Genomic DNA, 24,887 nt, shown 5'->3' on the forward strand with positions numbered 1-24,887 from the left:
ACGCCGAACCTCCCGTTTTTCTTTTGACCCTATGTGATCACGCCAGAGCCGGACCAACCAGGGTGTCGAACAGAAGGCTGGGACGTCAACCGTCCGACGCGGCAGGGGCTGTTGGGGCACTCACGTCGAAGAACTCGGCATCGCGCTCGACTTTCATCAGCGCCGCAAGGGCAACCGCCTTCTCCGCCCCTTGATCCGCGCTCCCCCACATCACCGCACGTCCGCCGGTCAGTTCGACCGTAATGTCGTCATATGAGCGCACCTCGATGAGCTGCGCGTCCCGGTATGCGACTTTCGGCAGGTCCGCCGCGACCTGAACCGCCGCCGCCACTAGGCGCTTTGTCCCGAAAAGTCGATTGCTCGCGGAGCCGCGGTCGGGCCTCAATTCGATGATGGGCACACCTTTGAGGGGAGTGTCCCGCTCGTCGAACCGGAAGCCGTCCGCGTCGACTTCGATGTAGTACCCGTCACCTTTCACAAGGGCGGCGGGAGTTCGCTCCGTTACTTTCAGCGTGATCGTGTGCGGCCACGAACGCTCCACTTCGACGGCGGAGATGCGCGGCAGCCGCACCTTCAGCCGGCGGGCGATCACGTCCGTGTCCACGGAAACCAGCGGCCCGTTGAGCGGGACCTGCGCGGCGTCGCGCACCTCGTCGGGGTAGAGCGCCTCAACGCCCGTCACGCGGACATGCGTGGCGCGCAGCCAGGCGGAGCCGTACAACAGCCAGGCGCCCGCGCCGCCCAGCACGGTGACCGCGGCGAGCGCCGAAAGGACGATGACGCGCCGGCTCCGCCGCGGCGGGCGCTCGGCCCCGCCGTCCTGGTCGCCGGCCGCCTCGACGGTCGTCGGTACGGCCACGTTCGCCTCCGGGGTCGTCGGAACTGCCTTCCGCTTCCGGGCAGGCTAGTCGTCGTGCTGTGGTGCCGGGGCGGCCGCGCGCCGCCCGGCGGGCCGGGCCCCTTCCCCGTGACCCCAACGGAGCACGGGGCACCCTCGGCGTCGCCCGCCGGGGGTGCCGGAGGTGCCCGGCCGGCACCGCGGTTCAGCCGCGGCGGGCGGCGATCGCCTCGTAGACCATGCCGACGAGCAGCTCGTCGGCGTGCGGGCGACCGAACTCGGCCGCGGCGCGCGACATTTCGTACAGACGGTGCGGATCGGTCAGGACCGGCAGTACGTTGCCGAGCACCCAATCCGCGCTGAGGTCGGCGTCGTCGACGATGACGCCGCCGCCCGCCTTGACGACCGGCTGGGCGTTCAGCCGCTGCTCGCCGTTGCCGATCGGCAGCGGGACGTACGCGGCCGGCAGGCCCACGGCGGAGAGCTCGGCGACGGTCATGGCGCCGGCGCGGCAGAGCATCATGTCGGCGGCGGCGTAGGCGAGGTCCATCCGGTCCAGGTAGGGCACCGGGATGTACTGCGGCATGCCGGGCATGTTGTCGGCGTGCGGGAGCTCGTTCTTCGGGCCGACCGCGTGCAGGATCTGGACGCCGGACTGCTGCAGGCGCGGGGCGACGGAGGCGATCACCTCGTTGAGCCGCCGGGCGCCCTGGGAGCCGCCGGAGACCAGCAGGGTCGGCAGGTTCTGGTCGAGGCCGAAGGCGGCACGCGCCTCCGCGCGGACCGCGGCGCGGTCGAGGGTCGCGATGGACCGGCGCAGCGGGATGCCGACGTAGCGGGAGTGCCGGAGCTTGCTGTCCGGGGTGCTCACGGCCACGTGGTCGGTGTAACGGGAGCCGATCTTGTTGGCGAGGCCCGGGCGGGCGTTGGCCTCGTGCACCACGATCGGCACGCCGAGGCGCTTGGCGGCCAGGTAGCCGGGCAGCGCGACGTAACCGCCGAAGCCGACGAGCGCGTCGGCCTTGGTGCGCTCCAGGATCTGCTCCGCGGCCTTGATGGTGCCGCGCAGCCGCCCCGGGACGGTGATCAGCTCGGGGGTGGGCTTGCGTGGCAGCGGGACGGCGGGGATGAGCGCCAGTTCGTAGCCGCGTTCGGGCACCAGCCGGGTCTCCAGGCCCCGCTCGGTGCCGAGTGCCGTGATCCCCACGGTCGGGTCCTGCCTGCGCAGGGCGTCGGCGAGCGCGAGCGCGGGCTCGATGTGGCCGGCGGTCCCCCCACCGGCGAGTACGACATGCACCGAAATTCACCGCTCTCCGGACGGCCGCCGTCTGGCGAACCGCCTCATCGTCCGTGTCATTGCCCCCGGCCAGTAGCCGGGCCCCCGCGCGTTGAGCGCCGCTCGCGCACCGGGATCGCTCCTCGCGAAGGAGATGAGCAGCCCGATCGCGAACATGGTCGGCAGGAGGGCCGAGCCCCCGTAGGAGAACAGCGGGAGCGGGACTCCGGCGATCGGCAGCAGGCCGAGCACCGCACCGATGTTGACCACGAACTGCGCCGTGATCCACGTCGTCACGCCTCCCGCGGCAAACCTCACGAAGGGGTCCTCCGTTCGACCGGCCACGCGGATACCCGCATAGCCTAGAGCCGCGAAGAGGACGAGCACCGACAGCGTGCCCGTCAGCCCCAGTTCCTCCCCGGTCACGGCGAAGATGAAGTCGGTGTGCGGTTCGGGCAGTTGACCCCATTTTTCCACGCTCGCGCCGAGTCCGGAACCGAACCATCCGCCCGAGGCCAGGGCGTAGATCCCGTGCACGGCCTGCCAGCAGCCGCCACCGGGAGTGACGTCGGTCGCCCCGATGCAGGCCAGCCGGTCCATGCGGTTGCCGCTCGTCTTGATCAGCAGGAAGCCGATCGCGCCCGCGACGCCCAGCACGCCCGCGAACAGCCGGGTGGGGGCGCCGGCGATCCACAGCAGGCCGAACAGGATGGCGGTGAGGATGATCGCGGTGCCCATGTCACCGCCGAGCATGATCAGGCCGAGCAGCAGGAAGGCCACCGGCACCAGCGGGATCAGCAGGTGCTTCCACTGGACGAGGAGCTTCAGGTCCTCCTTGCGGGCCAGCAGGTCCGCGCCCCACAGGACGAGCGCCAGCTTGCCGAACTCACTGGGCTGCAGCTGGAAGGGGCCGCCGAGGTAGAGCCAGTTCTGGTTGCCGTTGACGGACTGCCCTATCCCCGGCACCTGGACCAGGGCCATGAGGAACACCGAGCCGACGAGCAGCGGGTAGGACAGCACGCGGTGCAGCCGTACCGGCACGCGCGAGGCCGCCACGAGCAGGCCGGTGCCGAGCACAGCGGCGAACAGCTGCTTGCGGAAGTAGTACGTGGAGGGCAGCCCGTACTCCAGCGCCTTGATCTGCGAGGCGGAGAAGACCATCACCAGGCCGAGCACGGTGATCAGCAGACTGCTGCCGAGGATGACGTAGTACGCGGTCAGCGGGCGGTCCCAGGCCCGCATGGCGCGGTCCAGTACGACCCTGGCGCCGCGCAGCGCGCTTCCCCTGGACCCCTTCCCGCCGGGCGTGCGCGCCCCGGAGGCGGCGGCCGAGGGCCGGGGCGGCGCCGCCCGCGGGGGGCGGGCGGGCGCCTTGAGGGCGTTGCGGGAACGAGAACCGGAGGCGTCACCGTGGTCGGCTGCCGTCATGTCCCCTCCTAGGTCGCGGTGCGGGCCGGAGCGGCTCCGGCTACTGCCCGGCGCCGGGCGCCCGCAGATCCCGTACGGCCTCCGCGAAGGCGTTTCCGCGAGCCTTGTAGTTCGCGAACATGTCCATCGAGGCGCAGGCCGGTGCCAGGAGCACCGTGTCCCCCGGGTGGGCGAGGTCCCGCGCGGCGCGGACGGCCGCCGCCATCGCCCCAGTGTCGGTGCGGTCGAGGTCGACGACCGGGACCTCGGGGGCGTGTCGCGCGAGCGCTTCACGGATCAGGCCGCGGTCCGCCCCGATCAGCACGGCGCCGCGCAGCCGCTTGGCCGCGGCCGTGACCAGCTCGTCGAAGGTGGCGCCCTTGGCGAGGCCGCCGCCGATCCAGACGATGTGCTCGTACGCGGCGAGGGATGCCTCGGCGGCGTGGGTGTTGGTGGCCTTGGAGTCGTCGACGTAGTCCACGTCGTCGATCCGGTCCACGTGGGCGATGCGGTGCGCGTCCGGCCGGAAGGCGCGCAGGCCGTCCCGGACGGCGGCCGGCGCGACACCGAACGCGCGGGCGAGGGCGGCCGCCGCCAGGGCGTTGGCGATGTTGTGCGGCGCCGGCGGGTGCACGTCGCAGACCTCGGCCAGCTCCTGGGCGCTCTTGTGCCGCTCGGGTGCGAAGGCCCGGTCGACCAGGATGCCGTCGACGACCCCGAGTTCCGAGGGCCGGGGGCTGCCGAGGCCGAAGCCGATCGCGCGGCAGCCCTCCTCGACGTCGGCCTCGCGCACCAGCGCCTCGGTGGCCGGGTCGGCGAGGTTGTAGACGCAGGCGACCTTGTTGCCCTCGTAGATGCGGCCCTTGTCGGCGGCGTAGGCGGCCATGGAGCCGTGCCAGTCGAGGTGGTCGGGGGCGAGGTTGAGGACCGCCGCCGAGTGCGGGCGGACCGAGGGGGCCCAGTGCAGCTGGTAGCTGGACAGCTCCACGGCGAGGACGTCGTACTCCCCGCCGGACAGGACGACGTCCAGGACCGGCGTGCCGATGTTGCCCACCGCCGCCGTGCGCAGGCCCGCCGCGGAAAGGATCGAGGCGAGCATCTGCACGGTCGTGGTCTTGCCGTTGGTGCCGGTGACGGCGAGCCAGGGCGCCGCCCCGGGGCCGCGCAGCCGCCAGGCCAGCTCCACGTCGCCCCACACGGGCACGCCCGCGGCCGCGGCGGCCGCGAAGAGCGGGCTGGCGGGCTTCCAGCCGGGCGAGGTGACGATCAGTTCGGTGCCCTCGGGCAGGGTCCGGCCGTCCCCCAGCCGTACGGTGACGCCGAGCGTCTCCAGTTCGGCGGCCTGGGCCCGGGCCGGCTCGTCGTCGCCGTCGTTGACGACCGTCACACGGGCGCCGAGGGCGTGCAGCGCCTTGGCGGCGGGCACGCCCGAGACGCCGAGGCCGGCGACGGTGACCCGGCGGCCCGGCAGGCCCAGCCGCGCGGCCGCCTCGACGGCGGCCGGCGGAAGTCCGCCTCGACGGGGGCCGGGTTCCTGCCCGGGGACCGAGGTCACTGCGCGGCCACCCAGCCCGCGTAGAAGAGACCGAGGCCGACGGCCATGCACATGCCCTGGATGATCCAGAAGCGGACGACGACCAGGACCTCGCTCCAGCCCTTGAGCTCGAAGTGGTGCTGCAGCGGGGCCATGCGGAAGACGCGCTTGCCGGTCAGGCGGAAGGAGCCGACCTGGATGACCACGGAGAGGGTGATCAGGACGAAGAGGCCGCCCAGGATCGCCAGCAGCAGCTCGGTGCGGGAGCAGATGGCCAGACCGGCCAGGGCGCCGCCGAGCGCGAGCGAGCCGGTGTCACCCATGAAGATCTTGGCCGGCGAGGTGTTCCACCACAGGAAGCCGAAGCAGGCGCCCATGAGCGCGGCGGCCACGACCGCGAGGTCGAGTGGGTGCGGTACGTCGTAGCAGCCGGGTCCCGCGGTGATGACGTTGGAGCAGGACTGGCCGTACTGCCAGACGCCGATGACGGTGTAGGAGGCGAAGACCATCACCGAGGCGCCGGTGGCCAGGCCGTCGAGGCCGTCGGTGAGGTTCACGCCGTTCGACATCGCGAGGATCATGAACAGCGCCCAGATCACGAAGATCACCGGGCCGAGGGACCAGCCGAAGTCCTGCGTGAAGGACAGCCTGGTGGACGCCGGGGTGACACCGCGGGAGTCGGCGAACTGCAGCGACAGCACCGCGAAGGTGATGCCGACGATCAGCTGGCCGGCCATCTTCGCCTTGGCCCGCAGACCGAGGCTGCGCTGCTTGACGATCTTGATGTAGTCGTCCAGGAAGCCGACCACGCCCAGACCGGTGAAGAGGAAGAGCACCAGCACGCCGGAGATCGTCGGGCGCTCGGAGGTGATGACCTTGGTGAGCGCGTACGCGACGAGCGTGGCCAGGATGAAGGCGATGCCACCCATGGTGGGCGTACCGCGCTTGCTGTGGTGCTCCTTCGGGCCGTCGTCGCGGATGAACTGCCCGTAGCCCTTGCGGGCCAGCAGCTTGATCAGCATCGGGGTGCCGATGAGGGACAGGAACAGCCCGAGCACGCCCGAGACCAGGATCTGGTTCATTACCGAGCGCCCCCGCCCTCGACGCCGTCGAGCAGCGCGAGTGCGACCCGCTCCAGGCCGACCGCCCTCGATGCCTTCACCAGCACGACGTCCCCCGGACGCAGTTCACTGCGCAACAGGTCGATCGCCGCCTCAGCGTCGGACACGTGCACCGACTCCTCACCCCACGAACCCTCGTTGTAGGCGCCCATTTGCACCCAGGCGGCCGCCTGGCCGCCGACTGCCACGAGCTTGCTGACGTTGAGCCGGACGGCGAGCCGTCCGACAGCGTCGTGCTCCGCGAGGGCCTCCCCGCCGAGCTCCGCCATCTCGCCCAGCACCGCCCACGTGCGTCCCCCACGTGCCTGGGCGGCACGGCCCATGGCCGCGAGCGCGCGCAGGGCGGCTCGCATGGACTCGGGGTTCGCGTTGTAGGCGTCGTTCACGACCGTCACGCCGTCCGGCCGTTCGACGACCTCCATGCGCCAGCGGGACAGCGTCCCCGCCTCCGAGAGCGCGGTGGCGATCTCGTCGACGGGCATGCCGAGTTCACGGGCTACGGCGGCCGCGGCAAGCGCGTTCGACACGTGGTGCTCACCGTACAGGCGCAAGGTCACTTCGCTGCACCCGGTAGGTGTTGTGAGCGTGAAGACAGCCTGACCTCGGTCGTTGAGGCGGACGTTCTCGGCGCGGACGTCGGCGTCGGCGGACTCGCCGAACAGCACGACGCGCGCCTTGGTGCGGGAGGACATGGCGCGTACGAGGGGATCGTCCGCGTTGAGCACCGCGATGCCGCCGTCGGCGGCCTCCGGCAGCGCCTCGACGAGCTCGCCCTTGGCCTGGGCGATCTGCTCGCGGCCGCCGAACTCGCCGATGTGGGCGGTGCCGACGTTGAGGACGACGCCGATGCGCGGCGGGGTCAGCCCGGTGAGGTAGCGGATGTGGCCGATGCCACGGGCGCCCATCTCCAGCACCAGGTGCCGGGTGGAGGCGTCGGCGCGCAGCGCGGTCAGCGGCAGTCCGATCTCGTTGTTGAGCGAGCCCGGCGGCCACACGGTGGGCGCCAGCCGCTGCAGCGACTGGGCGATGAGGTCCTTGGTGCTGGTCTTGCCCGCCGATCCGGTCAGCGCCACCAGGGTCGCGCCCAGCCGTTCGATGACGTGCCTGGCCAGCGCACCCAGGGCGACCTGGACGTCGTCCACGACGATCGCGGGCACGCCGACCGGCCGGGCGGCCAGCACGGCCAGCGCTCCGGCCGCGACGGCCTGCTCCGCGTAGTCGTGGCCGTCCACGCGCTCGCCCTGGAAGGCGACGAAGAGGCCGCCCGGCGTCACCTTGCGGGAGTCGATTTCCACGGACCCGGTGACGGGCACCGTCGGGTCCGGTATGTCGTGCGTGCTCCCGCCGACCGCGTGTGCGACCTCGGCGAGGGTGAGTGGGATCACAGCTGGTCCTGGTCCTTCTCCTGCGCTGGTGTGCCGGCGGCCCGTTCGACGGCCGCGCGCAGCACTTCTCGGTCGTCGAAGGGGCGTACCACTCCGGCGATGTCCTGGCCCTGCTCATGGCCCTTGCCGGCCACCAGTACGGTGTCGTCCGGCCGGGCCAGGGCGACGGCGGTCGCGATGGCCGCCGCCCGGTCGGGTTCGACGACGACATGGCCCCGCTCGTGCGCGGGCACCCCGGCCGCTCCGGCCAGCATCGCGGTGAGGATCGCGAGCGGGTCCTCGGAGCGGGGGTTGTCGGAGGTCAGCACGGCCGTGTCGGCCAGCCGTGCCGCGGCGGCGCCCATCGGGCCGCGTTTGGTCTCGTCGCGGTCCCCGCCGCAGCCGAGGACGATGTGCAGGCTGCCCTTGGTGACCTTGCGCAGGGCCCGCAGCACCGATTCGACGGCGTCGGTCTTGTGGGCGTAGTCGACGACCGCCAGGTACGGCTGTCCCGCGTCGACGCGCTCCAGCCGGCCGGGCACGCCGGGGACGGCGGCGACGCCCTGGGCGGCCGTCTGCGGGTCGATCCCGGCCACCGCCAGGGCGGTGATGGCGGCGAGCGCGTTGGCGACGTTGAAGGGGCCGGGGAGGGGCGAGGCGGCCTCGATCCGCACGCCGCCCGGGCCGACGACGGTGAAGGTGGAGCGCAGCGGCCCGGTCACGACGTGCTCCGCGCGCCAGTCGGCGTCCGGATGGCCCTCGGCGGAGAAGGTGGTGACCGGGACCTGCGACTCGCGGACCAGGCGCCGGCCGTACTCGTCGTCGATGTTGACCACGCCGGCCCTGCTGCGGCGCGGGGTGAACAGCTGCGCCTTGGCCTGGAAGTAGTCCTCCATGCCCGAGTGGAATTCCATGTGCTCGGGGCTGAGGTTGCTGAAGACGGCGACGTCGAAGACCGCGCCGTCCACCCGTCCCAGCACCAGGGCATGGCTGGAGACCTCCATGACCAGGGCCTCGATACCGCGCTCGCGCATCACCGCGAACAGCGCCTGCAGGTCCGTGGCCTCGGGGGTCGTGCGCTCGCTCTTGATCCGCTCGTCGCCGATCCGGGACTCGACCGTGCCGATCAGTCCCGTCCTGCCCCCGTGCGCGGCCCGCAGGCCGCCCTCGACGAGGTAGGCGGTGGTGGTCTTGCCGGAGGTGCCGGTGATCCCGATCTGCAGCAGGTCCTCACCCGGCCGGCCGTAGATCTCGGCGGCCAGTTCCCCCATCCGGGACCGGGGATCCCCGACCGTCAGCACCGGCAGGCCGGTCGCGGCGGCGCGCTCGGCGCCCGCCGGGTCGGTGAGGATCGCCGCGGCGCCCAGTTCGGCCGCCTGCGGGGCGAAGTCGGCACCGTGGAAGCGGGCGCCGGGCAGCGCGGCGTACAGGTCGCCGGGGCGGACGGCCCGCGAGTCGTGCGTGATCCCGGTGACCGGGGTGGCACCGGGCGCGGGCGGTTCCGTGCCCAGCCGCGCGGCCAGTTCCGCGGTCGGTACGGGCCGGACCCGGGTGGGGCGGGGTGCGCCCGGCTGCGTCTGTTCGGGGTGGGGGGACTGATCGGCGAGTGACACGGCGGTGAGAGTACCCGCCGGGCCGGGCTCCGGGCCAAAAGCCCCTCGCCGGGCTTCCGGCCTGCCGCTTCCTCCGGTACGGTCCGCGTGCGCGGGGCTACCGTCCGTACCCGCCGCTGCGGGCTCGTGTCCGTTCACGGCCGCCGTTCCTTCCTCCCCTGCGCGCCGGTCACGGCTTCGAGGGGTCCCACTCGACCGGCAGGCTCGGGGTCTTCGCTCCGCTGGGCGCCACCTGCAGGGACTTCAGGGCGAACTCCATGACCCGTTTGAACACCGGGCCGCAGATCTGGCCACCGAAATAACTGCCGCGGGTCGGGTTCTGGATCACGCAGGACACGGTCAGCCGGGGGTCGTCTGCGGGGGCGAAGCCCATGAAGGACGCCGTGTAGCCGCTGTAGGTGCCCGTTTCCGGGTCCACCCGGTTGGCCGTGCCGGTCTTGCCCGCGACGCGGTACCCCGCGATCCGGGCCTTCGTGCCGGTGCCCTGCTCGTCGCCGACCACGGACTCCAGCATGGTGGAGAGCGTCTTGGCGGTCTTCGTGCTGACCACCCGGGTCCTGGACGCCTCCGGGGACGGCACGAAGCGGCCGTCCGGTCCGGTCGTGCCGCGCACCAGACTGGGCTCGACCCTTACCCCGCCATTGGCGATCGTCGAGTAGACCGACGTTGCCTGCAGCGCGTTCAGCGACAGGCCCTGCCCGAAGGGGATGGTGTACTGCTGGGACGCGTTCCACTGGTCCGGCCTCGCAAGGATGCCGGGCGTCTCGCCGGGGAAGCCGACCCCCGTGGGCCGCCCGATGCCGAATTTCCTCAGGTATGAGTAAAGGACGCGGTTTGCCTGCTTCTGGTTCTTGCCGAGTTGCTCGGCGGCCAGGATCGTGCCGATGTTGCTGGACTTGGCGAGCACGCCGTTCAGGGTCAGGTGCCAGGTGCCGTGGTCCACGTCGTCGTGGAAGACCCGGTCGGCGCGGGGCAGGGTGCCGGGCACCGTGACGTGGGTGTCCGGGGCGGCCACGCCCTCGTCGAGGACCGCGGCCATGGACATCAGCTTGCTCACACTGCCGGGCTCGTAGGCGTCCTGCAGCGCGGCGTTGCCGAGCGCGGTGGGGTCGGCCCGGGTCAGGTCGTTGGGATCGAAGCCGGGGGCGTTGGCCATGGCCAGCACCTCGCCGGTGCGGGTGTCCTGGACGATCACGTAGCCGCGGTCGGCGTCGGACGCCCGTACCTGCTGGGTGATCGCCCGCTGGGCGGCCCACTGGATGTCCCGGTCCAGGGTCAGTTCCACGTCGGTGCCGGGCTCGGCGGCGCGCTCCTGCACGCTGGCCGTCGGCACCCGGCGGCCGCCGGACTGAGCGTAGGTGATGGTGCCGTCCTTGCCCGCCAGCGCCTTGTCGAGGCGGCTCTCCAGGCCGCCGCCGCCCGCGCCGGCGGCGTTCACCCAGCCGATCACGCCCGCCGCGAGGTCGCTCGCGGGGTAGACGCGCTTGGCGTGCCGCAGCCGGAAGATCCCGGCGAGGTAGTTGACGCCGTCGCCCTTCTCGGCCCGGTCGGCGAGCGCTCCCTGCAGGTCCTTGATCTGGTTCCAGACCTGCGGGGACTGCTGGCGGGCGATGATCTCGTTGCGGGACCCCGGGTAGTTGGCGAGCTGCTTGGCGATCTTCTTCTCGTCGCCGTCGAGGATCGGCGCGAGCAGTTCGGCGGCACGCGCCGGGGCGTCCTCGGCCTTCGCGTACTTGGGGGTGAAGAGCATCGGATCGGCCGTGATGTCGTATGCGTCGACCGTGGTGGCCAGGTCGACCCCGTTCCGGTCGGTGATCGTCCCGCGCTCGGCGGCGAGGGTCACCTTGACGTTGCGGTTGACCTCGGCCTTGGCGGCGTACGTCGCGGCGTCCACGGCCTGCACCTGGAAGAGCCGGATCACGAAGGTCAGCATCACGAGCGTCAGCGCGAAGCTGACCAGCCGCAGGCGGGGACGGGGCCGGCCCAGCCGCAGCAGCGGGGCACCGGCCGGCGTGACCGGGCGCGGGGGCCTGCGCCGCGGCGGTACGGCAGCGCGGCCGGCCCGGTCCCGGGAGGCTTGGGCGTCGCGTTCGCGCCCGCCGGCCGGCCTGGGGGCCCCGGAGGTGCGTCCCCGCGGCACGCCGGAGGCGCGGGCGCTGCCGGAGGCGCCGGACGCGCCGGATCCCTCGCGGCGGGGCGTGGGCCTGCGGGCGCGCGGGGCGCGGCCCGTCTCGCGGGCTGCCCGGCCGCCGTCGTCGCGCGGCCGGGCGCCGCGTGCGGCTGGCTGACGTGCTCCCGGCTGCTGCCCGGGCGAGGTCCCGCGGCGGGGTTCCCCGGGCTCGCCGCGGCGTGCGGGGGTGCCGGCGTCGCCGTCGCGTCCCCGGGGCACCGGCCGGCGCCGGGGGGCTGTCCCTCCGGCGTCACCGCGGCCGCCACGGCCCTGGGCGCCGCGCCCGGGGCGGCCGGAGCCGTTCTCCCGGTCACTGCGTTCGGCGCGGTCGCGCGGCGGCTCCCCGTCTCGGGTCACCACGCCCCGGCACCTTCCCTGCCGGCCGGGCGGGCGGATCGTGGTGGGCGCAGGGCGCGGGGCCCCGGAGCGGCGGTCACGGGGTCTCCCTGGGGCTCGTGCTGGGCCTGGCGGACGGCGTCGGGCCCAGGGAGGCGGCCGCGGAGCCGCTGGGCGCGACGGTGGCGGGCGCGGTGCTCGGGCTGGGCGCCGGCACGTACGGCGCGGCGCCGGGCTTGCCGAGGACGGTGCCGTCGGGGGCGAGGAAGGCCGGGTTGCCGCCGGGAACCATGCCCAGCTCGCGGGCCTGATCGTCCAGCGCGTCCGGCGCCGAGTACTCGTCGACCTCCTGCTGCAGCGCCTGCTCCTCATCGGTGTACTGGGTGGTCTTCCTCTGCAGCTCGCTGAGCTTGAAGGAGTCCCGGTTCACCGCCGAGTTGAGCAGCAGCAAGGTGATCAGGCCGCCGCCCAGCAGCAGCACGATCAGCAGGACGAAGGGCGAGCGCGCCGCCGAGGTGCGCCGCCTCACGCCAGGGCCTCGCGGATCCGCTGGGCGCCGCGCAGGCGGGCCGGGGCCGCCCGGCGGTTGGCGGCGATCTCGTCCTCCGTGGGCAGCTCGGCGCCGCGGGTGAGCAGCTTGAGCCGCGGCTGGTACTGCTCCGGGACCACGGGCAGCCCGGGCGGCGCCGTGGTGGCAGCGCCGGCCGCGAGGACGCCCTTGACGAGCCGGTCCTCCAGGGAGTGGTACGACAGCACGACGATCCGGCCGCCGACCGCGAGCGCGGCGACGGCCGCCGGGATGGCCCGCTCCAGCACGGTCAGCTCCCCGTTGACCTCGATGCGCAGCGCCTGGAAGGTGCGCTTGGCCGGGTTGCCGCCGGTGCGCTTGGCGGCCTGCGGCAGCGCCTCGCGGATCAGCTCGACGAGCCGGGCGCTGGTGGTGAAGGGCTCGCGTTGCCGCTCGCGGACGACCGCCTCCACGATCTTGCGGGCGAACTTCTCCTCGCCGTAGTCGCGCAGCACCCGCACCAGCTCGCCCGGGGGATAGGTGTTGAGGACCTCGGCGGCGCTCATGCCCGCGGTCTGGTTCATGCGCATGTCCAGCGGCGCGTCCTGGGCGTAGGCGAAGCCCCGGTCGGCCTCGTCCAGCTGCATGGAGGACACGCCCAGGTCGAACAGGACGCCCTGCACCCTGGGTACGCCCAGCCGCTCCAGCACCTGCGGGATCTCGTCGTAGACGGCGTGCACGAGGGTGGCCCGGTCCCCGTACGGCGCGAGCCGCTCACCGGCGAGCTTGAGCGCGGCGGGGTCGCGGTCGACGGCGATCAGCCGGACCCCGGGGAACCGCTGCAGCAGCGCCTCGCTGTGCCCGCCGAGGCCGAGGGTGGCGTCCACGACCACGGCGCCCGGCGCGCCGACGGCGGGGGCCAGCATGTCCAGGCAGCGGTCCAGCATGACCGGGACGTGGCGTGGCTCGGACGGGGTGGTGCTCATGAAGCCCTTCTCATCTGCTCTCGGGGACGTACCACTGGGTCCCCGCCCGCTCGTGGGCGGCCATCTGGCACCGGGGAAGGAGTGCCAGCGGACCGGGGAGCGGGAGGAGGCCGAGCGTCACGTACTCGTACGTGAGTCATCAGGCTACGGGCGAGGTCACAGTAAGCCGGGAGGCACCTCCTGGGACAACGCCGAAAAGGCGTCCTCCTGACCCGCCAGATAGTCCTCCCAGGCCGCCGCGTCCCACACCTCGACCCGGGTGTTGGCGCCGATCACCGCGCAGTCGCGGCGCAGTCCGGCGTAGTCGCGCAGGGGCTGCGGGAGGGTGACCCGGCCCTGCTTGTCGGGGACCTCGTCGTGAGCGCCGGCGAAGAGCACGCGCATGTAGTCGCGTGCGGCCTTGGAGGTGAGAGGGGCTCGGCGGAGCTCCTCGGTGAGGGCGCGGAAGCCCTCGGCCGGCCATACGTACAGGCAGCGCTCCTGGCCCTTGGTGATGACCAGGCCGTCCGCGAACTGCTCGCGGAACTTCGCGGGGAGGACCAGCCGGCTCTTGTCGTCCAGCCGTGGCGCGTACGTCCCGAGGAACATCCGCACCTCCCGCGCTAGGTTGGCGACCCACTTCGCGCCACTTTACTCCACCGGCCCCCACGGTCAACGAAGAGCCTGCCCTGGCACAGGCGCCCTCGTGGGCACCGAGCGCCCGAATCACCCGCACGGGCGAGCGCGCGCGACGCCTGTGGGTTACCTCACAGTGCACCGGTTTGACCGAGATTTGCCGACCCCCCAGCAGGTCGGAAGTGACCGCGCCCTCTACGGTCGTGTCATGTCGATAAACGCGCATGAGACCGCGGTTCCCGCCGGCACCGGCACGGCGTCCGTCACCGACCGGCTGGTCGAGTCGAACCGGCGCTACGCGGAGCAGTTCCGCGACCCCGGCATGGACGCCCGTCCCGTTCTCAAGGTGGCCGTCGTCGCCTGTATGGACGCCCGCCTCGACCTGCACCAAGCGCTGGGCCTGGAACTCGGCGACTGCCACACCATCCGCAACGCGGGCGGCGTGGTCACCGACGACACCATCCGTTCGCTGACCATCAGCCAGCGCGCACTGGGCACCCGCTCGGTCGTGCTGATCCACCACACCGGCTGCGGCCTGGAGTCGCTGACCGAGGAGTTCCGCACGGAACTGGAGCAGGAGGTGGGCCAGCGCCCGACCTGGGCGGTGGAGTCCTTCCGCGACGTCGACCAGGACGTGCGGCAGTCGATCCAGCGGGTCCGGACCTCCCCTTTCCTGACCCACACGGACGATGTGCGGGGGTTTGTGTTCGACGTGCACACCGGCCTGCTGCGCGAAATCACAAACGAGTAACGGAAGCGGAGTGACGCGGAGCATAGTTGAAGGGGAGAATGCTCCGTGTAACGGGGAGGGCCGGTCCAGGGATGACCGCGTCCCTAGGAACGGGCCGAGGAGAACCGGGTGACGACCTATGACGCGCGAGCGAGCCTCAGCGATCTGACTGCCACGGCGGACCGCGTACGCCGGTCGGTGGAGAACGTGATCGAGGGCAAGCCCGAGGTCGTACGGATTGCGCTGACGGTGTTGCTCGCCGAGGGACATCTGCTGATCGAGGATGTCCCCGGCGTCGGCAAGACGATGCTTTCCAAGGCGCTGGCCCGGTCGATCGACTGCTCGGTGCGGCGCATCCAGTTCACGCCGGACCTCCTGCCGTCGGACATCACCGGGGTCAGCGTCTTCGACCAGCAACGCCGCGACTTCGAGTTCAAGCCGGGTGCGATCTTCGCGCAGATCGTCGTCGGCGACGAGATCAACCGCGCGTCGCCCAAAACGCAGTCGGCGCTGCTGGAGTCGATGGAGGAGCGGCAGGTCACCATCGACGGCAGCACGTACCCGCTGCCGAGCCCCTTCATGGTCATCGCCACCCAGAACCCGGTGGAGATGGAGGGAACGTATCCCCTGCCCGAGGCGCAGCGGGACCGCTTCATGGCCCGGGTCTCCATCGGCTACCCCAGCGTCGAGGCCGAGTTGGAGATGCTCGACGTGCACGCGGGCGTCAGCCCGCTGGACGACCTGCAGCCGGTCGCCCACGCGCACGAGATCGTCAAACTCGTCGACGCGGTACGGACGGTGCACGTGTCCCCGGCCGTACGGCACTACGCGGTGAGTCTGGTCTCGGCCACCCGGGACCACCCGGACCTGAGGCTGGGCGCCTCACCGCGCGCCACGCTGCACCTGGTGCGCGCGGCGCGCGCGGCGGCGGCCCTGGACGGGCGGGACTACGTGCTCCCCGACGACGTCCAGTCGCTGGCCGGCGCCGTGCTGGCGCACCGTCTGCTGCCGACCGCGCAGGCCCAGTTGAACCGGCGCACCCCGGAGCAGGTCATCACGGAGATCGTGCAGCGCACGCCGGTCCCCGACCCGTACGGCAGCCGGTGACCCGGACGACGGGCTGGGGCGCTGGAGGTGCCGCGTGACCGAGCGTGAAAGCGGCTTCCGGGCCGCCCTGGGCGGCCTCACCACGCGGGGCCGCTCGTTCCTCGCCGCGGGGATCGCGGCGGCCGTCTGCGCCTACGTGCTGGGACAGCCGGACCTGCTGCGGGTCGGCCTGCTGCTGGCCGTGCTGCCGTTGGCCTGTGTGGCGGTCCTGTACCGCACCCGCTACCGCGTCGCCGGCAGCCGCCGGCTGTCGCCCTCGCGTGTGCCGGCGATGACCGAGGCGCGCGTGCACCTTCGGGTGGACAACGTGTCGCGGCTGCCCACCGGGCTGCTGATGCTCCAGGACCGGGTGCCGTACGTGCTGGGGCCCCGGCCCCGCTTCATCCTGGACCGGGTGGAGCCCGGCGGGCATCGCGAGGTGTCCTACCGGGTGCGCTCGGACCTGCGCGGGCGCTACCCGCTGGGGCCGCTGCAGCTGCGGCTGACCGACCCCTTCGGCATGTGCGAGCTGACCCGCTCCTTCAGCGCGTACGACACCCTGACGGTGGTGCCCCGCGTGGAGCCGCTGCCACCGGTCAAGCTCCGGGGCGACTCCTCCGGCTACGGGGAGAGCCGCATCCGCGCGCTGGCCCTGGCCGGCGAGGACGACGTGATCCCGCGCGGCTACCGCCACGGCGACGACCTGCGCCGTGTGCACTGGCGCTCGACCGCCAAGTACGGCGAGCTCATGGTGCGCCGCGAGGAGCAGCCGCACCGCGCCCGGTGCACGGTGCTGCTGGACACCCGTGCCGTGGCGTACTTCGGCGCCGGCCCCGACTCGGCCTTCGAGTGGGCGGTCTCCGGGGCGGCGTCGGTGGCGGTGCACATGCTGGAGCGGGGCTACTCCGTCCGGCTGCTCACCGACACCGGCAGCACGGCGCCGGGGGCCGAGGGCTTCGGCGGCGCCGACTCCTCGGACGCGGCCGGGACGATGCTGGACACCCTGGCCGTGATCGACCACTCGGACGGCGCGGGACTCTCCCGTGCGCTCGACGTGCTGCGCACGGGCAGCGAGGGCCTGCTGGTGGCGTTCTTCGGGGACCTCGACGAGGAGCAGGCCGCGATGGCCGGCCGGATGCGGCAGCGGGCGGGGGCCGCCGTCGCCTTCGTCCTGGACAGCGCCGCCTGGGGGGCGACGGAGGAGGACGGGCCGGGACGGTCCGAGGCACCGCGCCCGGACGCGGACGGCGATGCTCCCGAGGGCGGCGCGGCGCGGGCCGTGCGGATGCTGCACGAGGCGGGCTGGACGGTGCTCCCGGCCGCCGCCGGCGACGGGCTGCCCGACCTGTGGCAGCGCGCCGACCGGTACCGGTCGCGTGAGGAGGCGGGGACGCGATGATGAGCGGACGGGGACGGCTCGCGCTCTGCGCGGCGGCGGCGACACTGATGACCGCCTGCTCGCTGCTGCCGCTGGCGACGCCGAACTCGTGGATTTTGCAGGCCGTGTTCCTGGTGCTGCTCCAGACCGGGGTGGGTGCGCTGGCCCGGCGGGTGCCGCTGGCCCGGCCGCTGACCGTGCTGGCGCAGGCGGTGTTCACGCTGCTGGTGCTGACCTTGATGTTCGCGAGCGAACAGGCCGTGCTCGGATTCCTGCCGGGCCCCGCCGCGTACACCCGGTTCGGCAACCTGCTGACGGCCGCGATGCAGGACGTGACCCAGTTCGCCATCCCGGCGCCGGTCACCCCGGGCATTCGGCTGCTGCTGCTCGGCGGGGTGCTGCTGATCGGGCTGATCGTGGACGCGCTGGCGGTGACCTACGGCAGCGCGGCCCCGGCCGGGCTGCCGCTGCTGGCCCTGTACTCGATCGCGGCGGGACTGGCCGGGGGCGACGGCACCCGCTGGCCGTACTTCCTGCTGGCCGCCGTCGGCTATCTGCTGCTCCTGCTGGCCGAGGGCCGGGACCGGATCTCGCGCTGGGGCCGGGTCTTCGGCGGTGTCGGCTCCGGGGCGCGCGCCGGGTACGGCGGACCGACCGGGGCGGTGGCCCCGGTGCGGACCGGCCGCCGAATCGGGGCGCTGGCGCTCGGCATCGCCCTGGTGGCGCCGGCCGTGCTCCCCTCGATGGGCGTGGGGCTGCTGCCGACCGGGGGCTCGGGCACGGGCAACGGACGCGGCGGCGGCACGATCTCCGCGGTCAACCCCGTGGTCGCGCTCCAGGACAACCTCAACCAGTCCGACGACCGGGTCGTGCTCCGGTACCGGACGAACGCCGTCTCCAACGCGGACATGTACCTGCGGATCGTGGCGCTCGACCGCTTCACCGGTGACAAATGGGAGCCCGCGCAGCGCTCCCTCACCGGCGTGCCCAAGGTGCTGCCCAGCCCGCAGGGACTCGGTCCCGACGTGAAGGCGACGGAGGTCGCCACCTCGGTCGCGGCGGACAAGAGCTACGTCCAGATGTGGCTGCCGCTGCCGTACCCGGCCACGCAGGTGCAGGTCGACGGGCGCTGGCGCTACGAGCCCACCGGCCGCACCATCATCGGCGACCGCGGTCAGACCACCTCCGACACCCGCTACCAGGTCAGCAGCCTGGCGCTGGAGCCGACCGCGCAGCAGCTGGCGAGCGCGCCGCCTGCGGACGCCCGGCTGCGGGCCGAGTACACGAAGGTGCCGGACTCATTGCCCGACGTGGTCGCGCGGACGGCCATGGAGGTCACCAAGGACGCCACCAACGACTACGAGCGGGCCGTCGCGCTGCAGCGGTGGTTCACCTCCGGCGCCTTCTCGTACGACACCTCGGTGCGCTCCGGCACAGGCGTGCAGGCCATCACCCGCTTCCTGCGCAACAAGGAGGGGTTCTGCATCCACTTCGCCTTCACGATGGCGGCGATGGCACGGACCCTGGGCATCCCGGCGCGGGTGGCGGTCGGCTTCACGCCCGGCACCGCGGAGTCGGACGGCGCGTACGCGGTGGGGCTGAAGGACGCGCACGCCTGGCCCGAGCTGTACTTCGAGGGCGTCGGCTGGACGCGTTTCGAGCCCACGCCGACCCGCGGCACCGTGCCGGGCTACACCCAGGACACGGCCGCCTCCGACACCGGGCCCTCGGTGCCCGACACGCCGGAGCAGTCCGCGGGGACCGGGGCCGGCAGCAGCCCGAGCGCCTCCCCGTCGTGCCTGGGCAAGGACGCCCAGCTCGGCAACTGCGACCCCCTGGGGCAGGCCTCGGGTATCGGCACCGAGGACGAGCGGCTGTGGCCGCGGATCCTCGAATGGACGGTGCGCGTCCTCGCCTGGGCCCTGCTGCCGCTGGTCGTCCTGCTCCTGCTGCTGCCGCTGCTCTGGCGCCGCAGGCAGCGTTTCCAGCGGCTGCACGGCGGCCAGGACCCGGCCGCCCTGGCGGCGTGGCTGGAGCTCACCGGACGCGCCCGGGGCACGGCGGGAGCCGACGGGGACGCGCAGGGCGGCACCCCGCGGGGCCCGACTCCCGACGAGCTGGACGCCATGGGCGCCCGGGACGGTGCCCGGACCCTGGCCGCCTGGCTGGAGCTGATCGACACCGCCTGGGACTACGGTCTGCGGGCCGACGAGTCCGACACCGCGCGCCGGGTCGCGGCGCGCCTCATCCGCGACGGCGGCCTGGAAGGGCCCGCGGCGGAGGCGGCTCGGCGTCTGGCGACCGCGGTGGAGCAGGCCCTGTTCTCGCCGCGGCCTCCGGTCACCACGGGCTCGGCGAAGGACGTCCGGCTGGTGCGCGAGGGGCTGAGCGCCAACGCGGACGTCATGACGCGGATCCGTGCGGTGCTGCTGCCGCGTTCCACGGTCCGGATCGTCTGGCGGTCCACGGAGCGCTGGTCGGCGGGCTCGGCCCGCCTCTCGGCCCGGCTGCGCGGTGCGGGCGATGGCGTGCTGCGGCAGCTGCGGCAGCGCCGGAGCCCCTGAGGGGCCAGATGGTCCTGAGGGGCCAGATGGTCCTGAGGGGCCAGATGGTCCTGAGGGCCGGCCGGACGGCCGGCCCTCAGGACCCCGCCGCATCCCGGGTGTGCGTCCGTACGCGATGCGTGAGCGGCCTGGCCGTGCGACGCGGTACACCACAGGCCGCAGGAGGGCCGCGTAGGACGGCATGACGAAGGGGGGCGGGGTTCCGACCGGAACCCCGCCCCCTTCGTGTTCGTCTGTGGGTCAGTGGCCCTGTTCGTCGCGCCGACGCTGCCAGCGCTCCTCGATACGGTCCATCATCTTGCGCCGCGGCTGGTGGCGACGGCCCCGTCCGGCCGCACCCTGCAGCGGGTGCGCGGGAGCGGTGGCCGCACCCGGTTTGGCGGCACGGCGCCAGCCGGTGACGGCGAGAACGGCACAGCCGAGCATCACGAGGAAGCCCACGACGCTGATCCAGGGCTGCTGGGCGATCATTCCGCCCATCAACAGCCCGATGCCCACCAGGAAGCCCGCCACAGCCAGGTAGACGCGCCGCCTGGTGTAGGTGCGCAGCCCGCTTCCCTCAAGCGCCGACGCGAACTTGGGATCTTCGGCGTACAGCGCTCGCTCCATCTGCTCGAGCATGCGCTGCTCGTGCTCCGAGAGCGGCACGGAGTCCTCCTCCTCGTCGGTCGCGGGGGGAGCGACCGGTACGACCCTTCCAGGATAGGCAGGGAATCGCCCCCGTGAAACCCGCCCCACTACGCCAATCCGACGGGGGGTGTTTTCCCCGTCGAACGCCACGTCATGCCAGCATACGGCCCTGCACCGGGAATCGGGGGGCGTGTGACGGACTCCTCCCGCTGGGTGACCGGAAGAGGCAAGGGGAACGGCCCCCCTCCCGCTCAGCCGCGCTCGGCCAGAACGTGCAACTGGGTGGCCACGGCGTGGAAGGCCGGCTGCTCTGCGGCGGCCAGTTCCAGCCTCAGCAGGGCGTCCATCGCGCCCGGTTCGGTGTCCACCAGGACACCGGGTACGAGGTCGGCGAAGACGCGGACGCCGTGCACCGAGCCGACCCGCAGCCCGGCCTCGGCGACCAGCGCGGTCAGCTCGTCCGCGGTGAAGCGGCGGGGCATCGGATCGCCCTCGCCCCAGCGGCCGTCGGGGTCGTCCAGGGTGTGCAGGGCCTCGCCGAAGTGACCGGCGAGCGCGCGCGCGAGCACGGCCCCGTGGCGGCCGGCGGCGAGCAGGCTGAGGGCGCCGGAGCCGCGCAGGGTGCCCGCGGCGTTGCGCACGCCCTCGGCGGGGTCGTCCACGTACTCCAGTACGCCGTGACAGAGCACGACGTCGTGGCTGCCGGCCGGCACGACGTCGAGCAGTCCGTGGGCGTCGCCCTGCACCCCGCGGACGCGTTCGGTGACGCCTGCCTCCGCCGCGCGGCGTTCGAGGGCGAACAGGGCGTCGGGGCTGGGGTCGACCACGGTCACCCGGTGGCCCAGACTGGCCACGGGAACCGCGAAGTTGCCGGTGCCGCCACCGGTGTCGAGCACGTCGAGGACGTCCCGTCCGGCGGCCTTGGCCTGCCGGTCCAGCGCATCGCGCAGGACCTCCCAGACCACGGCGGTACGCAGGGCTGCGCGGGGCCGCAGCGGTTCGGCCCCTCCTGGACGGGACATGCGGACGGCTCCTAGCGGACGGACGGGGCTGGGGACCGGTCGGCCCAGCCTGGGACCCACTCTAGTGGGCGGCCGCCCGGCGGCCGATCAAGCGGGACGACCGGTCTGCGGCCGGTCCAGCACGGGCCGCAGCACCAGCAGGCGCTCCACGAGGCGCAGGAACATACCCGTCGCACGGACGAGGTCGTCGGCCTCGCGGGGGCTGACCGCGCCTTGGATGCCGGCCTCGGCGCGCGCCCGCTGAAGGGCGCCCGCCTCGAACAGGGCGCTCCACTCGGACAGTTCGGGCGCGATCTCGGGCAGCACCTCCCAGGCACTGCGTATCCGCTGACGGCGCCGCCTGGTGGTCTCGGGGCGGCCGCGTACGGCGAGGACGGCGGCCGCGGTGCGCAGGGCGGCCAAGTGGGCGGTGGCGAAGCGGTCGTTGGGGGCCTGCAGGACGGCGGCCTCGTCGAGTCCCCGCCGGGCCTGAACGAGCAGGTCGAGCGCGGCCGCGGGGGCGTTGGCCCTGCGCAGCACGGGGTGGACGTCGGCGGCACTGCCGCCGGCCACGGCGGCGCTGCGGGCTGGCACGGTCATCACATACCTCCTGTCTTCGTATGACGCGTCCGACAGTTCCTGGCTTCCACCACTCATCGTGAGGCACACCTCTGACAATCACGCCGACCTGCACAAACGGGCGTGATGGCCGGACAACGTCTCCCGGGATTCGCGGGCCGCCGACCCTTGGGGTACAGTTTTTATACTGACTGGTCAGTGCAAAGAAAGGGGGCGGCCACGTGATCACCGCGGAGGGGTTCGGACTTCAGGGGTCCCCGGGCTGGGTGTTCCGCGACATCACCTTCACCGCGCCGGCGGGCAGTCTGATCGCCGTCGAGGGCGCCTCCGGCTCGGGCCGTACCTGCCTGCTGCTGTCGCTGACCGGGCGGATGCGCGCCACGGAGGGCCGGGCCGAGGTGGCCGGGCTCCGGCTGCCCGAACAGCTCGCCGCGGTCCGCCGCGTCGCCGCGCTCGGCCCCGTCACCGGGGTCGCGGAACTCGACCCGGCCCTCACCGTCGGCGAGCACCTGCGCGAACGCGTGCTGCTGCGGCGTCGGTTCGGTGGCTCGCTGCGCGAGCTGGTGCGGCCCGGCGGAACCGACGGGGCGCGCGTCGACGGGGCGCTGACGGCGGCCGGGCTGGACCTGTCGACACTGCCCAAGGGCGAACGCACCGCTGCCCGGGACCTGGAGCGGCTCGAGGCCCTGCGCCTGGGCACCGCTCTCGCGCTGCTGGCCCGGCCCGAGGTGCTGGCGGTGGACGACGCCGACCACAAACTCGCCCCGGCCGAACGCGAGCAGGCCTGGGCGATGCTGCGCGGCATCGCCGCGTGCGGCACGACCGTGCTGGCGGTGTGCACCGAGGCGCCGGAGGACGCCGTGGTGGTCCGCACCCGGGCGCCCGCGGCGGACAAGGACGCCGCCGCCGAGGTCGCCGCCGAGGCCTGTGACGAGGCCTGTGACGAGGCCTGCGACGAGGCTGACGCGAAGACGAACGACGAGAACACCGACGAGGAGGGGGCGGCCGATGCGCACGCCGAGGCTGGCAGCGCTTGAGCTGAGGAAGTTCGGCAGGGGACGTCTGCCACGGGCGGCCATGGTGTCGCTGCTGCTCCTGCCCCTGCTCTACGGCGCCCTGTACCTGTGGTCCTTCTGGGACCCCTACGGGCGGCTGGACAAGATCCCCGTCGCCCTGGTGAACTCCGACAAGGGCACCACCGTGGACGGGCGGCGGCTCGCCGCGGGCGACTCCATCGTCGACGGCCTGCGGGAGAGCGACACCTTCGACTGGCGCGAGACCAGCGCCGCCGAGGCCGCCAAGGGCGTCGAGGACGGCACCTACTACCTGTCGCTCACCATCCCGCGGGACTTCAGCGCTCGCGTCGCCTCGAGTTCCGGCGACCGACCCCGCACCAGCGCGCTCCAGGTGCGCACCAACGACGCCAACAACTACATCGTGGGGCAGATCTCCCGCACGGTCTTCTCCGAAGTTCGGTCCGCCGCGTCCACCAAGGCGTCGAGGGACTTCTACGACCGGATCTTCGTGGCCTTCTCCGACCTCCACGACGAGACGGTCGAGGCCGCCGACGGCGCCGACGACGTCACCAAGGGCGCGGGCACGGCGCGTACGGGCTCCAAGAAGCTCGGCGACGGCATCTCGACCGCCGAGGACGGCGCGCGGCGACTGGCCGGGGGCCTGCACACGGCGAAGAAGGGCAGCAGTTCGCTCGCCGGCGGGCTGGGAACGCTCGACACCGGCGCGGGCCAGGTCGCCGCGGGGACCCAGGCCCTGGCCGACGAGGTCAACGGCGCCTCGGACGAACTGACCTTCGTCAAGCAGCATGTCAAGGAGATCAACGCGGTGGCGCGGGTCGTCGCCCGCGGCTCGCAGGCCGCCCGCGACGGCATCGGCGACCTGCCGCGGCAGTCGGCGCGGGCGGCCCGGGACGCCGCAGCGGCAGCCGCCGCGGTCCACGACGCCTACGCCGGGCAGTGCCCCGTGGGCGGCGTCACCCCACAGTGCCGGACGCTGATGAAGGCCGTCGACGCCGCCGACGAGGTCGCGGGCGTGGCCGCCCGCCTCGACACCTATGTGCACGGGCACTCCGCCGCCCTCGACGGGCTCCGCGACGACCTCGGCACGCTGCACTCGGCCGCCGTGGAGCTGTCGGACCCGGCACTCGCCACGAAGCTGCAGAACGCCGTCGACGGTGTCAACCAGCTCAACGACGGCGCCCACAAGGTGGCGAAGGGCCTGCGATCGGCGTCGGCCGGCGCGGGCGCCCTCGACGCGGGGCTCCGGGACCTGGCTTCGGGAGCCGACACCCTGGTGGGCGGGATGTACCGGCTGTCGGACGGCAGCAACCAGCTGACGGCCGGCCTGACCCAACTCACCGACGGCAGCGGGCAGCTCGCCGACGGCCTGCACCACGGCGCGTCCCGGATCCCCGACTACGACGGCGAGGAGCGCGCCGGCCGCACCCAGGTGATGGCCGACCCGGTCCGGCTCGCCGCGCAGTCTGCGCACAAGGCGCCCAACTACGGGACGGGCTTCGCCCCCTACTTCATCCCGCTCTCGCTCTGGGTCGGCGCGATGGTCTCCTACATGCTGCTGCAGCCCCTGAACAGGCGTGCCATGGCCGCGGGCGCCCCCGCGTGGCGGATCGCGATGGCCGGGTGGCTGCCGGTGTTCACCATCGGCGTGCTGCAGACGCTGGCCCTGATGGCGGTGCTGCACTGGGCGATCGGCCTGCAGATGGTGCGGGCGGCCGGGACGGTCGGCTTCCTCGTGCTGGTGACCGCCTGCTTCGCCGCCATCGTGCAGTGGCTCAACGCCCGCTTCGGGCCGGCCGGACGCGTACTGGTGCTGGCACTGCTCATGCTGCAGCTCACCTCGGCGGGCGGCACCTACCCGGTGCAGACCAGCCCGGACTTCTTCAACGCGATCCACCCCTTCCTCCCCATGACCTACGTCGTCGAGGGGCTGCGCCACCTCATCACAGGCGGCGGGCTCGGGCCGGTGTGGCGGGCGGTGCTGGTGCTGCTCGCCTTCACCGCGGGCGCGCTGGCGCTCACCGCGGTGTCCGCCCGCCGCAAGCAGGTGTGGACGGTGGACCGGCTGCATCCGGAGCTTTCCCTGTGAGGCCGCGCGGATCCGGCCGCCCGGAGCG

General features: G+C 73.2%; 20 protein-coding genes. 6 read left to right on the top strand and 14 right to left on the bottom strand.

What is annotated here, in order from left to right:
• Positions 1-85: 85 nt before the first annotated feature.
• The 11 genes from AC3EUJ_RS06255 to mraZ all read right to left on the bottom strand — a co-directional run bounded on the left by AC3EUJ_RS06255 (position 86) and on the right by mraZ (position 13,741).
• Positions 86-859 (bottom strand): cell division protein FtsQ/DivIB, encoded by a 774-nt coding sequence (locus AC3EUJ_RS06255; protein WP_431959954.1) that lies wholly within the window; start codon positions 857-859, stop codon positions 86-88.
• Between the two features lie 184 nt (positions 860-1,043).
• Positions 1,044-2,135, bottom strand: a complete 1,092-nt coding sequence (gene murG, locus AC3EUJ_RS06260) for an undecaprenyldiphospho-muramoylpentapeptide beta-N-acetylglucosaminyltransferase (protein ID WP_431959955.1) — start codon at positions 2,133-2,135, stop codon at positions 1,044-1,046.
• Between the two features lie 6 nt (positions 2,136-2,141).
• On the bottom strand, positions 2,142-3,542 hold the full coding sequence (gene ftsW, locus AC3EUJ_RS06265) for a putative lipid II flippase FtsW (RefSeq protein WP_431959956.1): 1,401 nt from the start codon (positions 3,540-3,542) through the stop codon (positions 2,142-2,144).
• Positions 3,543-3,582: 40 nt separating this feature from the next.
• Positions 3,583-4,998: a UDP-N-acetylmuramoyl-L-alanine--D-glutamate ligase gene (murD, locus tag AC3EUJ_RS06270; RefSeq protein WP_431960038.1), complete on the bottom strand. Its 1,416-nt coding sequence runs from the start codon at positions 4,996-4,998 to the stop codon at positions 3,583-3,585.
• Positions 4,999-5,072: 74 nt separating this feature from the next.
• Positions 5,073-6,137 carry a phospho-N-acetylmuramoyl-pentapeptide-transferase gene (mraY, locus tag AC3EUJ_RS06275; RefSeq protein WP_361811110.1) on the bottom strand — a complete coding sequence of 355 codons (1,065 nt, stop codon included), beginning with the start codon at positions 6,135-6,137 and terminating at the stop codon, positions 5,073-5,075.
• Complete coding sequence (locus tag AC3EUJ_RS06280; RefSeq protein ID WP_431959957.1) at positions 6,137-7,561, bottom strand: UDP-N-acetylmuramoyl-tripeptide--D-alanyl-D-alanine ligase; 1,425 nt, start codon at positions 7,559-7,561, stop codon at positions 6,137-6,139. Before AC3EUJ_RS06280 ends, mraY begins: the two co-directional genes overlap by 1 nt.
• Positions 7,558-9,153 (bottom strand): UDP-N-acetylmuramoyl-L-alanyl-D-glutamate--2,6-diaminopimelate ligase, encoded by a 1,596-nt coding sequence (locus AC3EUJ_RS06285; RefSeq protein ID WP_431959958.1) that lies wholly within the window; start codon positions 9,151-9,153, stop codon positions 7,558-7,560. Before AC3EUJ_RS06285 ends, AC3EUJ_RS06280 begins: the two co-directional genes overlap by 4 nt.
• Positions 9,154-9,322: 169 nt before the next feature.
• Complete coding sequence (locus AC3EUJ_RS06290; protein ID WP_431959959.1) at positions 9,323-11,683, bottom strand: peptidoglycan D,D-transpeptidase FtsI family protein; 2,361 nt, start codon at positions 11,681-11,683, stop codon at positions 9,323-9,325.
• A 73-nt stretch (positions 11,684-11,756) separates the two neighbouring features.
• Complete coding sequence (ftsL, locus tag AC3EUJ_RS06295) at positions 11,757-12,188, bottom strand: cell division protein FtsL (RefSeq protein ID WP_431959960.1); 432 nt, start codon at positions 12,186-12,188, stop codon at positions 11,757-11,759.
• Positions 12,185-13,153 carry a 16S rRNA (cytosine(1402)-N(4))-methyltransferase RsmH gene (gene rsmH / locus AC3EUJ_RS06300; protein WP_431959961.1) on the bottom strand — a complete coding sequence of 323 codons (969 nt, stop codon included), beginning with the start codon at positions 13,151-13,153 and terminating at the stop codon, positions 12,185-12,187. Before rsmH ends, ftsL begins: the two co-directional genes overlap by 4 nt.
• Positions 13,154-13,309: 156 nt before the next feature.
• Positions 13,310-13,741, bottom strand: a complete 432-nt coding sequence (gene mraZ, locus AC3EUJ_RS06305; RefSeq protein ID WP_431959962.1) for a division/cell wall cluster transcriptional repressor MraZ — start codon at positions 13,739-13,741, stop codon at positions 13,310-13,312.
• A 235-nt stretch (positions 13,742-13,976) separates the two neighbouring features.
• Between mraZ and AC3EUJ_RS06310 the strand changes: the two genes are divergently transcribed.
• The 4 genes from AC3EUJ_RS06310 to AC3EUJ_RS06325 all read left to right on the top strand — a co-directional run bounded on the left by AC3EUJ_RS06310 (position 13,977) and on the right by AC3EUJ_RS06325 (position 19,526).
• Positions 13,977-14,519 carry a beta-class carbonic anhydrase gene (locus AC3EUJ_RS06310; RefSeq protein ID WP_431959963.1) on the top strand — a complete coding sequence of 181 codons (543 nt, stop codon included), beginning with the start codon at positions 13,977-13,979 and terminating at the stop codon, positions 14,517-14,519.
• Between the two features lie 108 nt (positions 14,520-14,627).
• Positions 14,628-15,605 carry an AAA family ATPase gene (locus AC3EUJ_RS06315; RefSeq protein ID WP_431959964.1) on the top strand — a complete coding sequence of 326 codons (978 nt, stop codon included), beginning with the start codon at positions 14,628-14,630 and terminating at the stop codon, positions 15,603-15,605.
• A gap of 34 nt (positions 15,606-15,639) precedes the next feature.
• Positions 15,640-16,983 carry a DUF58 domain-containing protein gene (locus tag AC3EUJ_RS06320; RefSeq protein WP_431959966.1) on the top strand — a complete coding sequence of 448 codons (1,344 nt, stop codon included), beginning with the start codon at positions 15,640-15,642 and terminating at the stop codon, positions 16,981-16,983.
• Positions 16,983-19,526: a transglutaminase TgpA family protein gene (locus tag AC3EUJ_RS06325; RefSeq protein WP_431960039.1), complete on the top strand. Its 2,544-nt coding sequence runs from the start codon at positions 16,983-16,985 to the stop codon at positions 19,524-19,526. Before AC3EUJ_RS06320 ends, AC3EUJ_RS06325 begins: the two co-directional genes overlap by 1 nt.
• A gap of 240 nt (positions 19,527-19,766) precedes the next feature.
• On the opposite strand, the gene AC3EUJ_RS06330 is transcribed toward AC3EUJ_RS06325, so the two are convergent.
• The 3 genes from AC3EUJ_RS06330 to AC3EUJ_RS06340 all read right to left on the bottom strand — a co-directional run bounded on the left by AC3EUJ_RS06330 (position 19,767) and on the right by AC3EUJ_RS06340 (position 21,757).
• Entirely contained in the window at positions 19,767-20,174 is a 408-nt protein-coding gene (locus tag AC3EUJ_RS06330; RefSeq protein WP_431959967.1) for a DUF3040 domain-containing protein, read from the bottom strand.
• 233 nt (positions 20,175-20,407) lie between these two features.
• A complete protein-coding gene (locus tag AC3EUJ_RS06335) occupies positions 20,408-21,178 on the bottom strand; it encodes a methyltransferase domain-containing protein (RefSeq protein ID WP_431959969.1) in 771 nt (256 codons plus the stop codon).
• A gap of 87 nt (positions 21,179-21,265) precedes the next feature.
• Positions 21,266-21,757: an SAV_6107 family HEPN domain-containing protein gene (locus tag AC3EUJ_RS06340; protein WP_431959970.1), complete on the bottom strand. Its 492-nt coding sequence runs from the start codon at positions 21,755-21,757 to the stop codon at positions 21,266-21,268.
• A gap of 200 nt (positions 21,758-21,957) precedes the next feature.
• Here AC3EUJ_RS06340 and AC3EUJ_RS06345 point away from each other — a divergent pair, with 200 nt between their 5' ends.
• Both AC3EUJ_RS06345 and AC3EUJ_RS06350 read left to right on the top strand, forming a co-directional pair.
• Positions 21,958-22,773, top strand: a complete 816-nt coding sequence (locus tag AC3EUJ_RS06345) for an ATP-binding cassette domain-containing protein (RefSeq protein WP_431959972.1) — start codon at positions 21,958-21,960, stop codon at positions 22,771-22,773.
• Complete coding sequence (locus tag AC3EUJ_RS06350) at positions 22,745-24,859, top strand: YhgE/Pip family protein (RefSeq protein WP_431959973.1); 2,115 nt, start codon at positions 22,745-22,747, stop codon at positions 24,857-24,859. Before AC3EUJ_RS06345 ends, AC3EUJ_RS06350 begins: the two co-directional genes overlap by 29 nt.
• The last annotated feature ends 28 nt before the right edge of the window (positions 24,860-24,887 follow it).

The sequence above is a fragment of the Actinacidiphila sp. bgisy160 genome, assembly GCF_057707815.1.